At 37.7% G+C, this 17,291-nt stretch carries 19 protein-coding genes and 1 pseudogene; 15 read left to right on the top strand and 5 right to left on the bottom strand.

All coding sequences use genetic code 11. The features are described from left to right. The first annotated feature begins 89 nt into the window (after nucleotides 1–89). Both KI375_RS16360 and KI375_RS16355 read left to right on the top strand, forming a co-directional pair. A complete protein-coding gene (locus KI375_RS16360) occupies nucleotides 90–323 on the top strand; it encodes a ferredoxin (protein ID WP_212974535.1) in 234 nt (77 codons plus the stop codon). A 39-nt stretch (nucleotides 324–362) separates the two neighbouring features. Further along, a complete protein-coding gene (locus tag KI375_RS16355; protein ID WP_212974534.1) occupies nucleotides 363–1,592 on the top strand; it encodes a cytochrome P450 in 1,230 nt (409 codons plus the stop codon). 64 nt (nucleotides 1,593–1,656) lie between these two features. Here KI375_RS16355 and KI375_RS16350 read toward each other — a convergent pair whose 3' ends face one another. The 5 genes and pseudogenes from KI375_RS16350 to KI375_RS16330 form a co-directional block, all read right to left on the bottom strand. Beyond that, a complete protein-coding gene (locus KI375_RS16350; RefSeq protein ID WP_212974533.1) occupies nucleotides 1,657–2,226 on the bottom strand; it encodes a hypothetical protein in 570 nt (189 codons plus the stop codon). Nucleotides 2,227–2,361: 135 nt separating this feature from the next. Further along, entirely contained in the window at nucleotides 2,362–3,237 is an 876-nt protein-coding gene (locus KI375_RS16345; RefSeq protein ID WP_244852769.1) for an Nmad3 family putative nucleotide modification protein, read from the bottom strand. Between the two features lie 5 nt (nucleotides 3,238–3,242). Continuing rightward, nucleotides 3,243–3,554, bottom strand: coding sequence for a hypothetical protein (locus KI375_RS16340; protein WP_212974531.1), 312 nt, complete (start codon nucleotides 3,552–3,554; stop codon nucleotides 3,243–3,245). 64 nt (nucleotides 3,555–3,618) lie between these two features. Continuing rightward, a pseudogene (locus KI375_RS16335) lies at nucleotides 3,619–3,913 on the bottom strand (transposase); the annotation flags it as partial. A gap of 260 nt (nucleotides 3,914–4,173) precedes the next feature. Further along, on the bottom strand, nucleotides 4,174–4,767 hold the full coding sequence (locus KI375_RS16330; protein ID WP_212974529.1) for a TetR/AcrR family transcriptional regulator: 594 nt from the start codon (nucleotides 4,765–4,767) through the stop codon (nucleotides 4,174–4,176). 262 nt (nucleotides 4,768–5,029) lie between these two features. Here KI375_RS16330 and KI375_RS16325 point away from each other — a divergent pair, with 262 nt between their 5' ends. The 13 genes from KI375_RS16325 (at nucleotide 5,030) to KI375_RS16265 (ending at nucleotide 17,150) form a co-directional block, all read left to right on the top strand. Beyond that, nucleotides 5,030–6,577, top strand: coding sequence for a class I adenylate-forming enzyme family protein (locus KI375_RS16325; protein ID WP_212974528.1), 1,548 nt, complete (start codon nucleotides 5,030–5,032; stop codon nucleotides 6,575–6,577). A gap of 4 nt (nucleotides 6,578–6,581) precedes the next feature. Further along, nucleotides 6,582–7,016, top strand: a complete 435-nt coding sequence (locus KI375_RS16320; protein WP_212974527.1) for a PaaI family thioesterase — start codon at nucleotides 6,582–6,584, stop codon at nucleotides 7,014–7,016. Between the two features lies 1 nt (nucleotide 7,017). Then, the gene (locus KI375_RS16315) at nucleotides 7,018–7,803 is read left to right on the top strand and encodes a VOC family protein (RefSeq protein ID WP_212974526.1); all 786 of its coding nucleotides are present in this window, start codon (nucleotides 7,018–7,020) and stop codon (nucleotides 7,801–7,803) included. Further along, nucleotides 7,800–8,786: a zinc-binding dehydrogenase gene (locus KI375_RS16310; protein ID WP_212974525.1), complete on the top strand. Its 987-nt coding sequence runs from the start codon at nucleotides 7,800–7,802 to the stop codon at nucleotides 8,784–8,786. Before KI375_RS16315 ends, KI375_RS16310 begins: the two co-directional genes overlap by 4 nt. 287 nt (nucleotides 8,787–9,073) lie before the next feature. Next, a complete protein-coding gene (locus KI375_RS16305; protein ID WP_212974641.1) occupies nucleotides 9,074–9,841 on the top strand; it encodes an ABC transporter permease in 768 nt (255 codons plus the stop codon). A 22-nt stretch (nucleotides 9,842–9,863) separates the two neighbouring features. Further along, entirely contained in the window at nucleotides 9,864–10,847 is a 984-nt protein-coding gene (locus KI375_RS16300) for an ABC transporter substrate-binding protein (protein WP_212974524.1), read from the top strand. A gap of 2 nt (nucleotides 10,848–10,849) precedes the next feature. After that, on the top strand, nucleotides 10,850–11,626 hold the full coding sequence (locus KI375_RS16295) for an ABC transporter ATP-binding protein (protein WP_212974523.1): 777 nt from the start codon (nucleotides 10,850–10,852) through the stop codon (nucleotides 11,624–11,626). A 264-nt stretch (nucleotides 11,627–11,890) separates the two neighbouring features. Then, nucleotides 11,891–12,355, top strand: coding sequence for a DinB family protein (locus KI375_RS16290; RefSeq protein WP_212974522.1), 465 nt, complete (start codon nucleotides 11,891–11,893; stop codon nucleotides 12,353–12,355). 151 nt (nucleotides 12,356–12,506) lie between these two features. Next, a complete protein-coding gene (locus KI375_RS16285) occupies nucleotides 12,507–13,478 on the top strand; it encodes an alpha/beta fold hydrolase (protein WP_212974521.1) in 972 nt (323 codons plus the stop codon). A gap of 13 nt (nucleotides 13,479–13,491) precedes the next feature. Next, nucleotides 13,492–14,241 (top strand): MerR family transcriptional regulator, encoded by a 750-nt coding sequence (locus KI375_RS16280; RefSeq protein WP_212974520.1) that lies wholly within the window; start codon nucleotides 13,492–13,494, stop codon nucleotides 14,239–14,241. Between the two features lie 30 nt (nucleotides 14,242–14,271). Continuing rightward, a complete protein-coding gene (locus tag KI375_RS16275; protein WP_212974519.1) occupies nucleotides 14,272–15,258 on the top strand; it encodes a zinc-dependent alcohol dehydrogenase family protein in 987 nt (328 codons plus the stop codon). A gap of 211 nt (nucleotides 15,259–15,469) precedes the next feature. Next, nucleotides 15,470–16,093 (top strand): hydrolase, encoded by a 624-nt coding sequence (locus KI375_RS16270; protein ID WP_212974518.1) that lies wholly within the window; start codon nucleotides 15,470–15,472, stop codon nucleotides 16,091–16,093. 58 nt (nucleotides 16,094–16,151) lie between these two features. After that, on the top strand, nucleotides 16,152–17,150 hold the full coding sequence (locus KI375_RS16265; protein WP_212974517.1) for an acrylyl-CoA reductase family protein: 999 nt from the start codon (nucleotides 16,152–16,154) through the stop codon (nucleotides 17,148–17,150). Nucleotides 17,151–17,291 lie beyond the last annotated feature (141 nt).

Here is a 17,291-nt window from a genome sequence, read left to right as displayed (position 1 = left end):
CAACAGGGAAACCGATGGGTCATATTCTATTCTTTTAACAAAAAACAGAGACTTTGAAAAGGGAAATGAAAGAGAAGGAAGGGGTTACAATGGAAAAATACGCAATTATTAACCAAGAAACATGTATTTGCTGTGGAAATTGCGAAGGATTGGCTCCAGACATTTTCGACCTTGATCAAGATGGAGTCGCGTTTGTGAAGTTAGACCAGAATCGAGGATCTATCCCTGTACCAGAAGATCAAATTGATAGCTTGATAGACGCCATGGAAGAATGCCCTACGGATTCAGTCAAGATAGCGGATCAGCCATTCGACAATGAATAAGATGAAACGGATGTTAAAATTTTGAAGGGAGCTATTCTGATGTCAAAAGAAATCATTTCATTAGAAGATATTAAAAAGTTTCAGACACGTGCAGAAGAATTTTTTCCATTACAATGGTATAAAGAGATGCTTAACTCTCAACCTGTTTATTTTGATGAGGAAACGAATACATGGAACGTTTTTAAGTATGATGATGTGAAGCAAGTATTAAATAACTATGAATACTTTTCAATTGAAGGACCAAAAACAACTATTTCTGTGGGAGCGAGCAGCAAAGAAGGATCAATTCCAGATAATGTCAATATTATGGTGGATCCTCCGGAACACCGTAAGAGAAGATCCTTGTTGTCCGCAGCTTTTACACCACGCAGTTTAAAAAATTGGGAGCCTCGTATCGAGCGGATCGTAACTGAACTTATCGAAGACATCAAAGGAAATTCTACTGTTGATATCGTGCAAGCATTTGCAGCCCCTTTGCCTGGTATGGTTATCGCAGAATTATTTGGTGTCCCAATAGATGATCGATCACAGTTTAAAAATTGGGTGGACATCCTTTTCCAACCTTATGAAAAAGAGAACTATGAGGAAATTGAACTTAGAAAACAAGCTGCAGCCAAAGAATATTACCAATATCTTTACCCGATTGTTGTTGAGAAACGATCAAATCCAGCAGAGGATATTCTTTCTGACCTAATTAAAGCTGAAGTAGATGGTGAGAAGCTTACCGATGATGAAATTATACGGGTATCAATGTTTATTTTGGGTGCAGGTGTTGAAACAACGAGCCATGCGTTGGCAAATACCTTTTATTCATTGTTATATGATGATCAGTCTCTATATGAAGAACTTCGAAACGACTTAGAATTAGTTCCAAAAGCTGTTGAAGAAATGCTCCGCTATCGCTTTCATAACGCAAAGAGAGATCGCACTGTGAAACAAGACAATGATTTACTAGGTCCCGAAATGAAGAAAGGGGATACGGTCATTGCCTGGATGAGTGCAGCTAATATGGATGAAGCAATGTTTGAAGATCCTTTTACGCTCAATATTCACCGTTCAAATAATAAAAAACATCTAACATTTGGAAAAGGTCCACATTTTTGCCTAGGTGCTCCTCTTGCCCGACTGGAACTGACACTAGCATTGCAGGCATTTTTACAGAAGTTTTCTCGTATTGCACCTGTGGAATCCTTTGATTTGGAGAATAATTTAACAGAGTCAGCTACAGGGCAGTCCTTAACACATCTTCCAATGAAGGTGTTTAAATAATTCTTGCTAAGGAAAGCGTGTGCATTTAGCCCGTGTGAACAATAGGCTGTTGCGATTCTAGCTTTTAATCCTCTGAAATCACTGGGGACGAAGGAGAATCTGGCTGATTAAGTTTCACTTTATTGAGCAGAGGCTGGGACATAACTAAATTGCTAACTTTTAAAGACGAACAATGTATTGCCTTAGCGAAGTATATTTCCGGAGCGGGGTATATGAACCTAGCAGTTCGGTTTTGGCTTGTTTGAAAACATCTTAGTCTCAGCCTCTGTATTCGTTCAAATTCAATTTCCCCGTCTTCGTAAAGAAGATGTAGACCCTCATAGAATATTTTATCGTTTGGAATAGATAAATTTGGCTTTCTTAAATATAAATCCTTTTCATCATCAAAATTAATTTGAACTTTTTGACCAGATTTTATTTGAATATAATATGGTGGTTTAGGTATAACAAATCTTAAAGTATCACCAGGGATTCCAATATCAAAATACCATTCAATATCTGTGTTTAAATTATTCACTTCATTAATAAATAAAAATAATTCTTCAAAATGCTCCTCTCTGTATAAAGTTTTTAAATTAACTCGTACTTTCTTAACATTAAACTTTTTAAAGCTTTGAATGCGCTTCAGAGCCAACTCTTTATCATTCCATGGCTGGATAGTTAGCAAAATATCGATAGTATCGTACGTCCTCTTTTATATGCCATAATCTTATAACGCTTGTTAATTATGAAGAACTTAGTATTTAGATCACTAGTTCTTGAAAACTATTTAAACACTACTCTTTCCATAATTTTCTATCAATGATTTTAGCCATGGAATGCACTGGGGATATCCCACTGTATCTAACACAAATTCTTGTCCTCTACCTACTGTCTCCAAAATTACTGTCTCATTATTGAGCTTCCACCTTGATAGATTCCTATGATAAGTCAGTGGTTTTTTATCTTCATCAGGATAAAACCATCTTGGAAGTCTCCAAACCGAACGTTTTTCTCCCTTTTCTGTCAGAATTAATTGATCATGTACCTCTGGAAAATATCCGCATCCTGGAAGCTTTGTTTCTTCTCCATTTAAAATTAGATTTCTTGTTGGAAAGTATACTGTATCAAGTTCTTGATTATACTCTATTCCCTGTAGATGTGAATGATTTTTCATCCATGAGTATGGTGGAGTAAAACTATTGACTTTTTCTTTTTTTTCAATCTGAAACCAGCCATATAAAATATGTTGGTTAGAAGTCTTAGGTACATACCTATATCTTCCATCAACATAATCAATTTTTCTAAACCATGAAAAAAACAGAAATATATCACCTGGGCCAACATCACAATTTCGAAGATGTGATTCAGCCGCACCAGTTTGTCCAAATATAGGAAACCACTCCTTATCACGTTTTGTGTGAAATGGTAAAATATCTGGATCTAAATGCACAGTTGTTTGTGGCAATAACTTGCCTTGAGAAATATTTTCAACAATATCTCCAAGGCAATTATCTTCAACATATAAATCATTATATGAATAAAGTTTTTTACGTTGATCTGTTTCAGGAATAGGCAACCATGCTAAAGTACCATTTGGAAAAATCACACTAGATGTACTACCAAAAGAAGAATCTAGTCCTTTTCTGCTAAATATTACCTTCATTTTTATCACTCTACTTTCACTTGTCTATCTAAAAAGTCGTTTGTTGCCTCCAACAGATCAGAAGGTTCTAAACTAGACAAAATTCTTCGTGCTGATTCTATATCCCGAAATTTTTTCCAATTATTATGAGCTAAGAAGAGAGTATCAACATACTTTATCCACGGTAAATTTAAAATATATTTATTATCATTTTTGCCTGTTATTCTTGAATACTTCTCCTTTTTAAAAAGAATTCCTAACTCAGAATCAAAAAATTCTTGGGAAATAACTACATCTAATTTGGGAGCAAGATTGATGTTTTCATAATTATCAATCATTCTTTGAGCTCTCTGATAATGATAATCGTACATATGTAGTGAGCCAATAGCAGGGAAGCAAGCCCCCCATGATTTGCGTGAATACCGGGTAGTGTATCAAGGCGTCCGCTGCATCATCTTCGGCATATTCAGCGATGAGTTGATAGATTTTCAGACGAAGTAAATCTTCATTCGCATGCACGTAGTTGCGTCGTTCATCAATAAGCTGTAAATATTCCGCCAAGGTCGCAGAGAAACCAACTTTTTCATCAAACTCACGAAAAACCATTTCACCGGTATTGGAGGATAATTCGTCTCCATCATGGGATAGTTTTATTTTTGCGATTGAAATCAAGTGTGATTTGCCGTAAAAAAGCCATTATAAGAACCCTTTCTGTTGGTTATTTGGTGGTACTTTTAACCTTATCAGAAATGGGTTCTTTTTTCATTTATTTACAGTTACTTGACAGGTATGGGATGACAAGCTTTTTAGATTTTTCTATAAATAATTCAGGAGATAGGTTTATGTTTTTTAGTACAAACTCAATTATACCAAAGGTGGGAATAAAATTATTGATAAGGAGCTTGATCTCATCGCATGTTTGTCGCTTACATATCGCTTTATACATACAAGCATGTCTTAAATAGACTTATGAACAATCTGTGTATACTCTAAAGCAAATTCGTGAGGAGTATATTGGTGTTTATATTGAAGCCAATTGTTCACCATGCTAACGATTGTGTTTGTTAGAAAGCACTTGAAAATTTTACTTGGTCCGCTATGTTCCAGACTAGCATAAGCGGAGTCGCCAAGATAGCTAATTACCGATTCTTCTATTAAGCGAGCAAATGATTTGGCGAATACTTTTGTATCATCATGTGCAAGGAGCAATTTGTAACTCGTGGCATTTTCATTTACATGAAGCAGTATGTGATAAAAACAAGGGTCAACTTTTAGTGCTTTTTTTTCATTCATAAATGTAAATGGATGTTTATTTAAAACAGTGCTAAAAAGCTCTAGCTTCCCTTTAATCAACTGGTTGAACAGATCGAATTTGTCAACATAGTGACTGTAAAATGTTGAGCGGTTAATCATGGCTAAATCACAAATTGCTCTTACTGTAATATTGTCAAAGGAGTTTTCAGCTAACAAAGTTAACAGTGCGTCGTTGATAAAAGCTCTCGTCTTGAGTACTCTCCGATCAATATCATACGAATATTGTTGTTCTTCCAAAAAAATCACTCTCCCCTGCATTATCCTAAAACCCATTATTCATACCAGAATATAATGAAATGATTAATAAGTAAATAGAAAAATAGAAAAAAACAATCAAATATTAAGAAAGTGTACTGTTAATCAACAATTATAGATTTTATGTTGCTTAAACAATTGATTTTAAAATAATGATGGTACAAATGATGATGACCCGATGATAGAATAGCAACATATCCGATGTAAATAGAGGGAATTAAGGTGCTAGACAGGAGGGGAACGATTGAATAACAAGACAGGGAATTTTGGAGAACTATTTACAGAAGCAGTTAAGCAAACACCAAATAAGATTGCGGTCATTGATTATGAAGCTCGTTTGACCTACAAAGAGTTGAATGAAAGATCAAACCAAGTGGCTTCATTTTTGCAGTCTTTAGGGGTAAAAAAGGGCGATCGGGTTTCCTTACTTCTTCCAAATGATTTTCGTTTTATCGAAATTATATATGGAACGATGAAATTAGGCGCGATCCCTGTACCCATCAATATAAAATTACCACCATCAATTATTTCCTATATTCTAGAGGATAGTGAAGCGACCATCTTGTTTTGTCATCATTCGTTACTTGACGTTTTACACAATTTGGATCTAGAAAGAAAAGTGAATGTTATTCAAATTGGAGGTACCCAAAGAAAGGATATTTATTACTATGATTCACTTCTAGGCGGGTATTCTACCAATTTTGAAACAGAGCCGGTTAATGATCATGATACATGCCTTTTGCTGTACACATCAGGATCAACAGGAAAGCCCAAAGGTTGTCTTCTTACTCATGGCGGGCAGTATTGGAATGCTGAAGCTCTTCGCGAGGTGCGTGAATTAAATTCAAGTGAGCGATTGCTTATTTTTGCTCCGTTGTATCATGCGAATGCACTGGTTAATATACAGAGTACGCTGTTTGCAGGTGGATCAGTCGTTATTTTACCAAAAGTGGATGCTGCGATGATTTTTGAAGCAATTGAACGTGAGCAAGTAACATTTATGACTGCTGTGCCAGCAATTTATAAAATGCTCTTAAGTTATTACCGCGACAATAAGGGACATAACTTATCAAGTCTTCGATTCTTGTTATGCGGTTCTTCGGAACTTGCACAAGAGGTTGTGATCGAACTTGAGAAACAATTTAATGTGAGTGTTTTAGAAAGCTATGGGCTGACAGAAGGTGGTCCGGTTGTTTTTTCTTCACGAAGAACGAGTCAAACCGGGAAACGTCCCTTTTTAGAGGCATTACCTGGTGTTCAGGTCCAAATCGTTGATGACGAAAAACCTCTCGCAACAAATAAAATTGGTGAACTTTGGGTGAAAAGTCCAGGTGTTGCAAAAGGTTACTGGAAATTACCAAAAGTAACAGCTGAACGTTTTACGGATGAAGGCTGGCTGAAAACCGGTGATCTCGCAAGAATCGATGAAAGCGGTCATGCCTATATTGCTGGAAGAAAAGACGATATGATTAGCGTTGGCGGCGAGAATACATATCCAAAAGAGGTTGAAAATGTTTTGCTCAAGCATTCAAGTGTCCGCGATGTGATTGTGACTGCGATTCCTCATCACCTAAAAGGCCAAGTGCCTATTGCTGTTGTTGAATGTCGAACAGGTCACTCGATCACTGAAAAGGAATTACAGGATCATTTCTTTGAGCATGGGCCAGTGTACGCTTATCCAAGACATATATTCTTTCTTGAATCATTGCCTCTAGCTGGTACAGGAAAAGTCGATAAAGTTTTATTAAAACAATACGTCGATGATCAATTAAAGAAAATAAAGGAGGAATAATGAAATGTCAGATTTGAAAGCAGAGATTCAACAAAGATTAAAACATGCTCCATTTAATAAATTTCTCAATATTGAAGTGCTAGAGGTTGACGACACTTATTTAAAAGCAAAGCTCCCTTTTCAAGAAATCTTCCAAGCCGGCTCTGAAGAAAGAGGTTGGTACATTCATGGAGGAGTCATTGCTTCATTCATAGATGTTATTGGTGACTTTGTCTTTGTCCCAGCCTATGGACAGCCACTGCCTACAGTTGACTTAAGGATTGATTACCTGCGAGCAGCTAAAGCAGAGGATTTATATGCCGAGGCTACACTTGTAAAAGGGGGGCGTGCTTTAGGAGTGAGTGATATTAAAGTAACTAATGAGAATCAACGTGAAATAGCCATTGGTCGAGGGGTTTATAGCACACAAGGTGCAACGAAGCGTGCTGAGAAGAAATAAGATGAACTATCAATTTGATCATATCATTCATTATGTAGCCAGCCCAGAAAAAACGTTGGAGACTGCAAAAGCATTTGGGCTTCATGCGGTTGAAGGTGGCCGTCATGAAACAAGAGGAACATACAATGCACTTTGCTACTTTGATTTAAGTTACATTGAATGGATTGGTATTTTTAATCAACAGCTAGTTGACGAAAATCATGTGCCGCTAAGCGTCATCTCAAGTATTAAAGAATCTGATTATACAGAAGGTATTGTAAGACTTGCGCTACGTACAACGCAAATTGAAAAAGATGCGCAATTGTTTAGAGAAAAGGGACTTGAAGTCATTGGGCCCATTGATGCAAAAAGGCGTCGTCCAGATGGAAAATTGATTTATTGGAAGCAACTTTATATAAATGACCCTACTACAGAAGTACGCCTGCCCTTCCTTATTGAGTGGCAAGAGCCTGATGGGGAAAGGCGTGAATCTTTACAAAGACAATCTATCATTGCTGAACATAAGCTAGGCTCATTGAAATTGCAAGAAATCCGGATTCCGGTTTCTGATTTAACTTGTGCAACACAATGGGGAGATATATTTCACTTAAAACAGGAAACAGAAAAAAATGAGGTTCGTCTTCGATTAGATGGTGGAGATATCGTTTTTCACCGTTCGCACAAAAAGGAAGCTGAGTCATACGAAGTTTTGTTACAGGGAGCAACAGTTGATGCTAGTACCACTATTTTTGGTGCCACATATAGAAGTTTACAAAAAAATGAGAGTAGAAAGAGGGATGAAAAATGAAAGCAGCACTTATTACTGAAAATGGAAGTCTTGATAAAGTCGTGATTGGAGAGCACCCCAAACCGGAAGTTGGAGCAGATGATGTCATTGTAAAAGTAAAAGCGGTTAGCTTAAACCACTTAGATATCTTTGTTCGTAGAGGGATGCCTGGTCAAAGAAAGAAACCTCCTTTTCCTCATATCTCTGGAGGAGATGTAGCTGGATTCATTGATACAATTGGCGAAAATGTTGAAGGTCTTCAAGTTGGTGAGCGTGTCCTAATTGATCCGAAAATTGCCGGCTACGGGGCACTAGGTGAAGATTTACAAGGTGGATTAGCTGAGTTTGTTAAAGTCCCAGCAGTAAATATCATTCCACTGCCTGAGAATATTTCATTTGAGGATGCAGCAGCTCTTCCTATTGCTTATGGAACTGCTTGGAAAATGTTAATCAATCGAGGCGAGTTAAAAGCCAATGAAACGGTTCTTATTTTAGGGGCAAGTGGTGGTGTAGGAAATGCACTTGTTCAAATTGCAAAAATCGCTGGCGCGAATATCATTGCTGCGGCAGGTTCAGAAGAAAAACTAGAAAAATTAAAAGAATTAGGTGCGGATCATGTCATTAATTACAATGAAGAAGACTTCTCTAGAAAAACATGGCAAATCACGAAAAAACAAGGTGCTGATGTAGTCGTTGACTACACTGGAGAGGCGACCTGGCCAAAAAGTATTCTTGCTACTAAAAAAAGAGGGCGGATTTTGACTTGTGGGGCAACGACTGGTTTTAATGCTGTGACAGATTTACGCTATGTGTGGAAACGTGAAATCTCAATTATTGGCTCAACTAGTTGGGAGAGAAGAGATTTGGAGATTCTATTAGAGCTTGTTGAAAGTGGAAAGCTTAAACCAATCATTGATCGAATCCTTCCTTTAGAAGAGGCAAGAGAAGCTCATCGTTTAATGGAAGAGCGTGAAATCTTCGGAAAACTTATTTTGCAGCCTTAAAGCGAAACTGCTGTCAGTGGGAGGAGGCTGCAAACTACGGGCTGTAGATCATACAGACAAGGATATACAGATGTAGCGAATTAAGTCTGTACCTTCTTCCCCATTGATGGTTAGCGGGATTTATCGGGGGCGTTAACGTCCACTATCCCCCACACTTAGACTTCTTGGCATTTCATGTCTTGTGGGGGCTACGGACGGTGGCACCGGGATAAATGCTTCGACCGGAAGGCGGTGACTCTGCCTTCCGGTTTGTTCTATTACTAATTTTGAATCTAGATGGGAGGAGAATGTCGGTGAATGGAAAAGTATGGGGTAATCGTTTAGCACAAATTATCTTTCTCCTCATCTTACTAGGAAGCTGTGAATGGGCTGTCCGCTCTGGTCTTATTAGTACACTTTATTTAGCAGCACCTACAGAAGTCATTCGTGTGTTTGTTTCTTACTTCACCACTGAGCCTATTTTTACGGATATTTATGTGACCCTTTCTGAGTACTTTGCCGGGTTTGCAATTGCGATTGTTATTGGAGTTGGTGGAGGCGTTTTTCTTGCCATTATTCCAAAACTAGAAAGATTTAGCTCTCCTTACTTGGCGGCATTAATGGCGATACCGAACGTAACACTGATTCCACTGCTTACGTTATGGCTTGGGATTGGGCTAACACAAAAAACAATGATTGTGATACTCTTTTGTGTTTTCCCAATATTGTTTAATACATTGGCTGGTGTTAAGGAGACGGAAGAAAATCATTTAAAGGTAGCAAGAGTTTTTGAAGCTTCAAAATGGCAAATTATTACAAAGGTATTGATCCCTTCAGCTATTCCGACTATTTTTGCTAGTTTCCGTCTTGCGGCGGCAAGTGGGTTAGTCGGTGCGCTATTTGGAGAAATGCTTGCATCACGAGCAGGGATTGGAAACTTACTTACAAAAGCAGTCTCGCTATATAATACGGCAGATGTGTTTGCTTTAATTACGCTGGTCACATTAATATCCGTGTTGAATATCGCGATTATTAACCTGATTGAGAAAAAACTGTTTTTGCGTGGAAGTCATTAAGAAGTCATGGGAGGTTAGGAAGATGACTTTGAAGCAGATGATTATAGCAATTGGATTTATTTTGTTGCTATCAGGATGTGTGGGAGAAAAATCAACGGGAGAAAACAAGGACGGATCTTTACAAACCGTACGCTTTGCGGGATTTGCTGGGATCAATGGGTTACCCATTCACTACGGAATTGAAAAAGGCTTTTTTGAAGATGAGGGACTAAGTATTGAGTTTGTCGATACAGAGGATCAAATAGCTGCGCTTGCTAGTAACGAAGTTGATATTGCAGAAGCATCGACAACCAATGCGATTATTGGGGCGGGAAGAGAAGTCCCATTGAAAATTATATCGTCGATGTATCGCACAAAAGGCCCTTTTTATTTAATTAGTCAACCAAATATAGAAACGGTTGAAGACCTAAAAGGAAAAACAGTCGGTATTGCTCGAAACGGAATAGGAATGGAACTCTATACACGTGAGATCTTAAAGCAGCACGGAATAGGAGAAGATGATGTAACGTTACTTGCCAACGGACGTCATCAAGATGCGTATTCAAGCTTATTAAATAAACAAGTAGATGCCACGATTATCCATGAACCGTTTGCTTCTTTAGGGGAACTTTCAGGTGAAGCAAAGCTGCTTGCAAATGGTTGGGACTATTTACCGTCTTTTCATACAGGTGTTGTGACAGCACATGTTGATTTTATTGACTCTGATCCAGAGGTGATCACAAAGTTTTTGCGAGCATACTTTAAATCAAATGAATATGCAAAAGAAAACCTAGACGAATATTTAGAATATGTCGGTGAAAATGTTGATATTGAACCAGATGTACTTCAAATGGTATTTGAACGAGAAGAGCCGATTTGGGAGAACAAACCACAGCTTGATTTAGATGCACTACAATACACCCAAGAAATTCAGCTTGAATATGGCTTTCAAGATGAAATTTATGATGTTGAACAATTCATCGATTCACGTTTTATATCTGACCTAGATGAAGAAAAGGAGGAGTAACCATGTCGGTTTTCTCTATTGAACATCTATCAAAGACATATCAATCACGTGCGGAAACAACGACAACTTTAAGTGATATTAATTTAACAATCAACAGTAATGAATTTATTTGTATAATTGGTCCTAGTGGTTGCGGCAAAAGTACGCTCCTTGAAATACTTGGTGGATTACGAACGGTTTCAGCAGGTAAAGTTCATTTTCAAGGAAAACCATTAGAGAAACCATCGAAACGAATTGGTGTTATCTTTCAAGATGCATCCTTGTACCCTTGGAGAACAATCGAGCAAAATGTTGGTATTGGTCTTGAAATGAGAGGAGTAAAGAAAAAGGATAGAAGGGAAGCTATTCATTCATATTTAGATATGGTCGGACTAAATGGTTTTGCTACAAATTATCCACACCAATTATCAGGTGGAATGAAACAGCGAGCAGGTATCGCAAGAGCACTTGTGAACGATCCTGATGTCCTTTTAATGGATGAGCCATTTGGAGCTCTAGATCATTTAACAAGGCTTTCCATGCAGGATGACCTGCTGCAAATTTGGTCAAAGGAAAAAAAGACAGTTGTTTTTGTCACTCATGATGTAGCGGAAGCTGTTTTTCTAGCGGATCGCGTCGTACTTATGAGTCCTCGACCAGGAAAGGTCAAAGAAATCTTTTCGATTAAACAGCAACGGCCAAGAAATCGCGATGATGAGCAATTACTTAAATTACAATCCAAAATCTATGAAAGTATAAATCGAGCAAAAGAAAAAATAATGCCTGAGTATTCAATTTGATCCATGTACCCCTGAAGGGATGGAGAATCACTGGAGGATGTTAGGAACACATCTTGAACTATCACCCTTTGTTAAACTAAAACAATGAAGTTTCGGACTGGATCCAGTATGGGTTTCGGTCTTTTTTGTTTTTTCTTCAACGATAAGAGGGAGATGAATGACGGTTGGCAAAGTCAAAGAGTTTGACTGTAAGAACTAATGTTCTATAATATAATTAGATTTAGTTGTTGAAGTCTAAATAGGATTTTTGTTAAGGAGGAGCATATGAATTGTACAGCTGCATTGCATCAAATTGAGGTAGCAATGGAAACCATTATTCAAATCATCGGAACATTATCAGAAGAAGATATACTGAAAAGACCTACAGCCGATAAGCATTCAATTGGAGAGTTATTAGAGCATTTAGCAGTCATTTGTGAAGCAGATCGGCGGATAGCACAGGAAGCAACACAAACAGAAATGGAAGAATTTTATACAGGCGTTTCTTATAAAACATTAGCCTCCATTAAGGCAGGTTTGCTTACAAATTTTAAAGCATTAAAAAATGAGTATCTGAATTTATCTGAGGAAGAACTCAAGCAAGAAACAACTTCTTATTGGGGTGTGACGTACACTCGATATGAATGGCTGCTAGAGATATTAGCCCATATTTATCATCATCGAGGCCAATTACACGCCATGCTCGTCCATTGTTATCAACAAGACCCCAACATATTGTTGTTTGAATAAAAATTGTTTATTTTAGAGTGATAAAGTATTCTCCTCGCAAATAATTATTGTTTGCTTAGGAATAACGGTATTTCGTTTTTCCCCATCCTCCTTTGCCCTTGCATATAACGTTACGTAATACGCTATAGTAAAGTTGAAAGGAGGAGAAAAAATGAAGCGAAAAAAGATATGGATAACTTGTATTGGTATTCTAGTGCTGTTGCTCTTAGCCTTTTTTCTCTTTAGGGATGATGGTTCGATGAGTCAATTTGTTAGTATTGAGGGGCATACAGAATTTGCTAAAGCTTATGATGAAGCAATGGAAGATCTACCAGAACCAATTGAATCCAAAAAGATCAGCACTGACTTTGGTGAGGTACAGCTTTATAAATTTCAAGAAAATGACACTGTCGGTAAAACGCCAGTGGTATTACTTCCTGGAAAGGGATCTTCTACACCAATGTGGGAACCAAATTTACGCTATTTTCTGGAATACCGTCCTGTTTACACGCTTGATTTACTTGGAGAACCAGGATTAAGCGCAGAAACAAAACGTATAGAAACGGCAGAGGACCAAGCTATCTGGTTAAAACAAGTATTAGAGCAGTTACCGGAATCAGACATCCACTTATTGGGTTTATCATTTGGTGGATGGAGTGCAGCAAATGTAGCGCTCAAGTACCCAAATAAAATTCAGTCACTGATCTTAGTAGATCCCGTATATGTGTTTGGACCCATTCCATTCAAAATGATTATCGCATCTATTCCTGCCAATGTCCCACTTGTACCGAAACCGATTAGGGAGACTATGCTTAGCTATATCTCAGGTGGGTCAGATGTTGATCAGAGTGATCCGACCGCTAATTTAATTGAAACAGGTATGCGGACATACAAAAGTAAATTGCCAATGCCAGAAAAAATCACTCCGGAACAATTAGCAGAAATAGAGATGCCTGTGCTCGGTATTTTGGCAGGAGAATCCACTATGCATCACAGTGAAAAGTCGTATCAAAACGGCATCGATTCTTTAAAAAACCCTAATAGTGAGATGGTGGTATATGCAGATGCCTCTCATGCGATTAATGGAGAATATCCTGAAGAATTGGTAGAAACAATTGAAATCTTTTTAGGAAAACTCAAATAAAAAGGATGAGTTTATGGGAATGAAATATTCTGTTAAAGAAATGAGCGAACTATCAGGCGTTACTCCTCGAACAATCCAGTATTATGATAATGAGGGGATTTTAAAAGCAAAAAGAAACGAACGAGGGCATAGGGTCTATACTGAAAAACAACTCTATTTACTTGGACAGATTACATTTTTTAAAGCGATTGGTTTTTCTTTAAGTGAGATTAAAGAACAGTTGGTTACTGATGTAGAGGATACAGATATAAAAGGGACTCTTGATTATCAGGAGTCAGTGCTTTATTCACAAAAAGAAAGCATCCAAGCCAAACTGGATGGAGTAACGGTAGTAAAAGAATTAATAAATAAAGGATACGAAACACCATGGGAATTGTTGGCTTATTTGATGAGGTCTTTGAATGAAGTAGAGATGCATACTTGGAAAAAGTACAAATTTACGAAAGAGGAATCGATGTTATTTCAGCAAGTATTCTCATCGGAAAAAATGGTTTTAGATTTTTACAATACTTTTAGAAAATTATCATTGCAAGCAGCTGCTTATAAGGCCTCGAAGGTTCCAATTGAGTCGACATTAGCTGAGTCATTAGCGAATGAATGGCAAGAAATGGTTCGAAAAGCAACAAATGATGACGAACAAATTCTCAATGCATTTCAATCTGTTGATCAAAATAGAGAACAATGGAATGCAGGGGAACGTCTTCTCATTAAGAAAGCAGAAGATTATTTAGAGGAGGTTTTAAACTATTACCAGACTAATTAGCGGAAAAGAAAGATGAAGGAGGGATACTGTTTGGATGCAAAATGTATTAAATTCTATGAATTTGGTAGACCTGAGGATGTGTTAAAAGTTGAATATCAAAGTATCGGACTCCCAAAAGAGAATGAAGTCCGTGTACGTATGTTGTCCCGGCCCATTAATCCCTCTGATTTAATTCCTATCACTGGAGCTTATTCTCACAGAATTGCTTTACCAAATACCCCTGGTTATGAAGGCGTCGGAATTGTTGAAGCTGTTGGTTCTCTCGTTTCTAAAAGTTTGATTGGTCAACGTGTTTTACCCCTGCGTGGTGAGGGAACATGGCAAGAATTTGTGAAAACAGCAGCCGAATTAGCTGTCCCCATTCCAGATTCAATTGATGATATAACAGCAGCCCAACTATATATTAATCCAGTCACTGCATGGGTGATTTGTAAGGAAGTTTTAAACCTAAGAGCGAATGATTGTTTAGTGATGAACGCTGCTGGTTCTGCGATCGGGCGTATTTTCGCCCAATTAGCGAGGATTTTCGGTTTTCGATTCATCGCGGTTACGAGGAATGATACATATACAGACGATTTACTTAAACTTGGTGCTTCTGATGTAATCAATACTTCAAAAATGCCACTCTATGAAACCATTATGGATTTAACTAATGGAAGGGGAGCAACGGCTGCGATTGATTCAATCGGAGGGACGGCTGGAAATGATTTAGCCTTCTGCGTACGTCCGAATGGGAATTTTCTTACCATTGGTCTTTTATCCGGCATCCAAGTTAATTGGGGAGAGATTGTCAACAAAGCAAAAGTGAATGCGAACATGTTTCATTTACGTCATTGGAATCAAAAGGTTTCCACAGCTCAATGGCAAAGAACGTTGACAAGTGTAATAAAACTAGTAGAAAATCAGCAATTGCGCTTGATGAAGGCTGATGCACAGTATGATTTACTTGACGTGAAAAAGGCAGTTGAAGCTGTAAATAGTAGCAAAGGGAAAGTGTTTCTTACGGGTCGTTTTTAGCAAGCAAAATAGAGCGATCTTTACTGGAGAAAGTAGATTTTTTAGTAACTAAAAGAGGTGAGGGGAGAGCCGTGTTCTGAAAATCCCTATCAAGCTTATAGAGAATACGGAGTGGTTGGAGATGAGATAGTAAAGAAGAGCCCACTGATAGCAATCTCTATGTTACACTTGTATTGTCAGAATTTAATGAATGGTGATAGGAGGAGGACGAATGGGCTCAAGAATCATGCATTCGATTATTGGACATAAAATGGCGGGAGCTTTATCGCTAGAAGATAAAACATCCTTTTTGCTTGGAAGTGTGGCGCCAGACGCTGTTTTTTCACACGAAGAAAAAAACATCTCTCACTTTTTTATAGGAGATGTCAAAGATTATTCAAGACGTGTAGATGAACAAGGATTTTTACATAAGTATCGTTCACATGTGGAAAATAAAAATGATTATGTAATGGGGTATTATGCTCATTTAATTGCAGATGATATTTGGCTCAGAGGCTTTAATCTCTCCTGGTTAAAGAACAGAATGGAAGCTGATGAAGGGTTATATACGTTATACCATAATGACTTTCGCTTACTAAATGGGAAATTATTAGAACACTACGGTTTTACCAGTGAATTGAAAGAAACGTTCAGTCATTTTCCAGCGATTATAGACTTGGAAGAGGTTCAATCCGAAGATGTGAGGAGATTCATTCCTTTTGTATTGGGTGATATGGATTTCAACCTGGAAAATGTTCATAAAGATCTCAATGTCTTTACATTTGACCAGATCATTGGCTATATAGAGACAGCGGTTGAAGTAGGGAAAGTTAAAATAAAGTCTCTCCTAGCTTAAGAGATGCTTATGTGCGGTAGAATATAGCAAACCAATATAAACGAGTGGAGGTCGTATCATGGAAAATACATTCAAAGCTTTAGTAATAGAGCAAGAAAATGAAGGTTTAAATTTAGAGATTAAGGAAATTAAAACATCCTTTTTACCAGATGATAATGTTTTAATCAAAGTGAAATATAGCGGTGTAAACTATAAAGATGGTCTTGCCGCTCACCCCGATGGGGAAATAGTGAATCAGTATCCTTTTATTCCAGGAATCGATTTAGCTGGAGAAGTTATTTTGTCAAAAGATGAACGCTTTAAAAAAGGGGACGCCGTTATTGTAACGAGTTATGAATTAGGCGTTTCTCATTTTGGCGGTTATAGTGAGTATTCAAGTGTCCCTTCAGAATGGATCGTACCACTTCCATCAGGATTAAGCTTAAGAGAAAGTATGATAATGGGAACAGCGGGTTTTACGGCTGCTTTATCTATTCAAAGACTAGAAGAGAATGGATTGAATCCAGAACAGGGTTCTGTTCTTGTAACTGGTGCAACGGGTGGCGTAGGTAGTATTGCGATCGCTTTGTTGAAAAAGAAAGGCTATCATGTTGTAGCAAGTACGGGGAAATCATCTGAAGAGACCTATCTACATCAACTAGGTGCAGATGAAGTTATCGATAGAAAAACTGTTTACAACGGTACGTTAAAAAATCTAAGCAAACAAAAGTGGGCAGGAGCGATTGATCCGGTAGGTGGAGAGGCGTTAGCCTCTTTATTAAGCCAAATAAAATACCGAGGCAGTGTTGCAGTAAGTGGTCTAACTGCAGGAGTAAAAGTCCCAACAACCGTGTTTCCATTTATATTACGAGGTGTTTCGTTATTGGGAATTGATTCAGTATATTGCCCGATGGAAGAACGCCAAAATGTATGGGAACGTTTAGCAACGGATTTAAAACCTGATAGACTGAATGAGTTTATTTTTAAGGAAGTTACATTAGAGGCATTGCCTGAACTGTTGCCTTCTATTCTTAAGGGGCAACATCATGGCAGGATTCTTGTGAATATAGGTGACTAATGCATAGTAGTGGTGCTGCAAATATTTTCATAACCTATATGAACCGATTATGGTGAAGAGAATGCAAATTTTTTTGCATTCTCTCTTTTTATTAGGCGAGAAAATATGCAACCACTCCTTTTCGACTTTTCTCTACAAAGT

It is taken from the genome of Bacillus sp. J14TS2, assembly GCF_018333015.1.
GTDB lineage: Bacteria > Bacillota > Bacilli > Bacillales > Bacillaceae_C > Lederbergia.
This window is presented reverse-complemented; position numbering and strand designations above follow the sequence as displayed.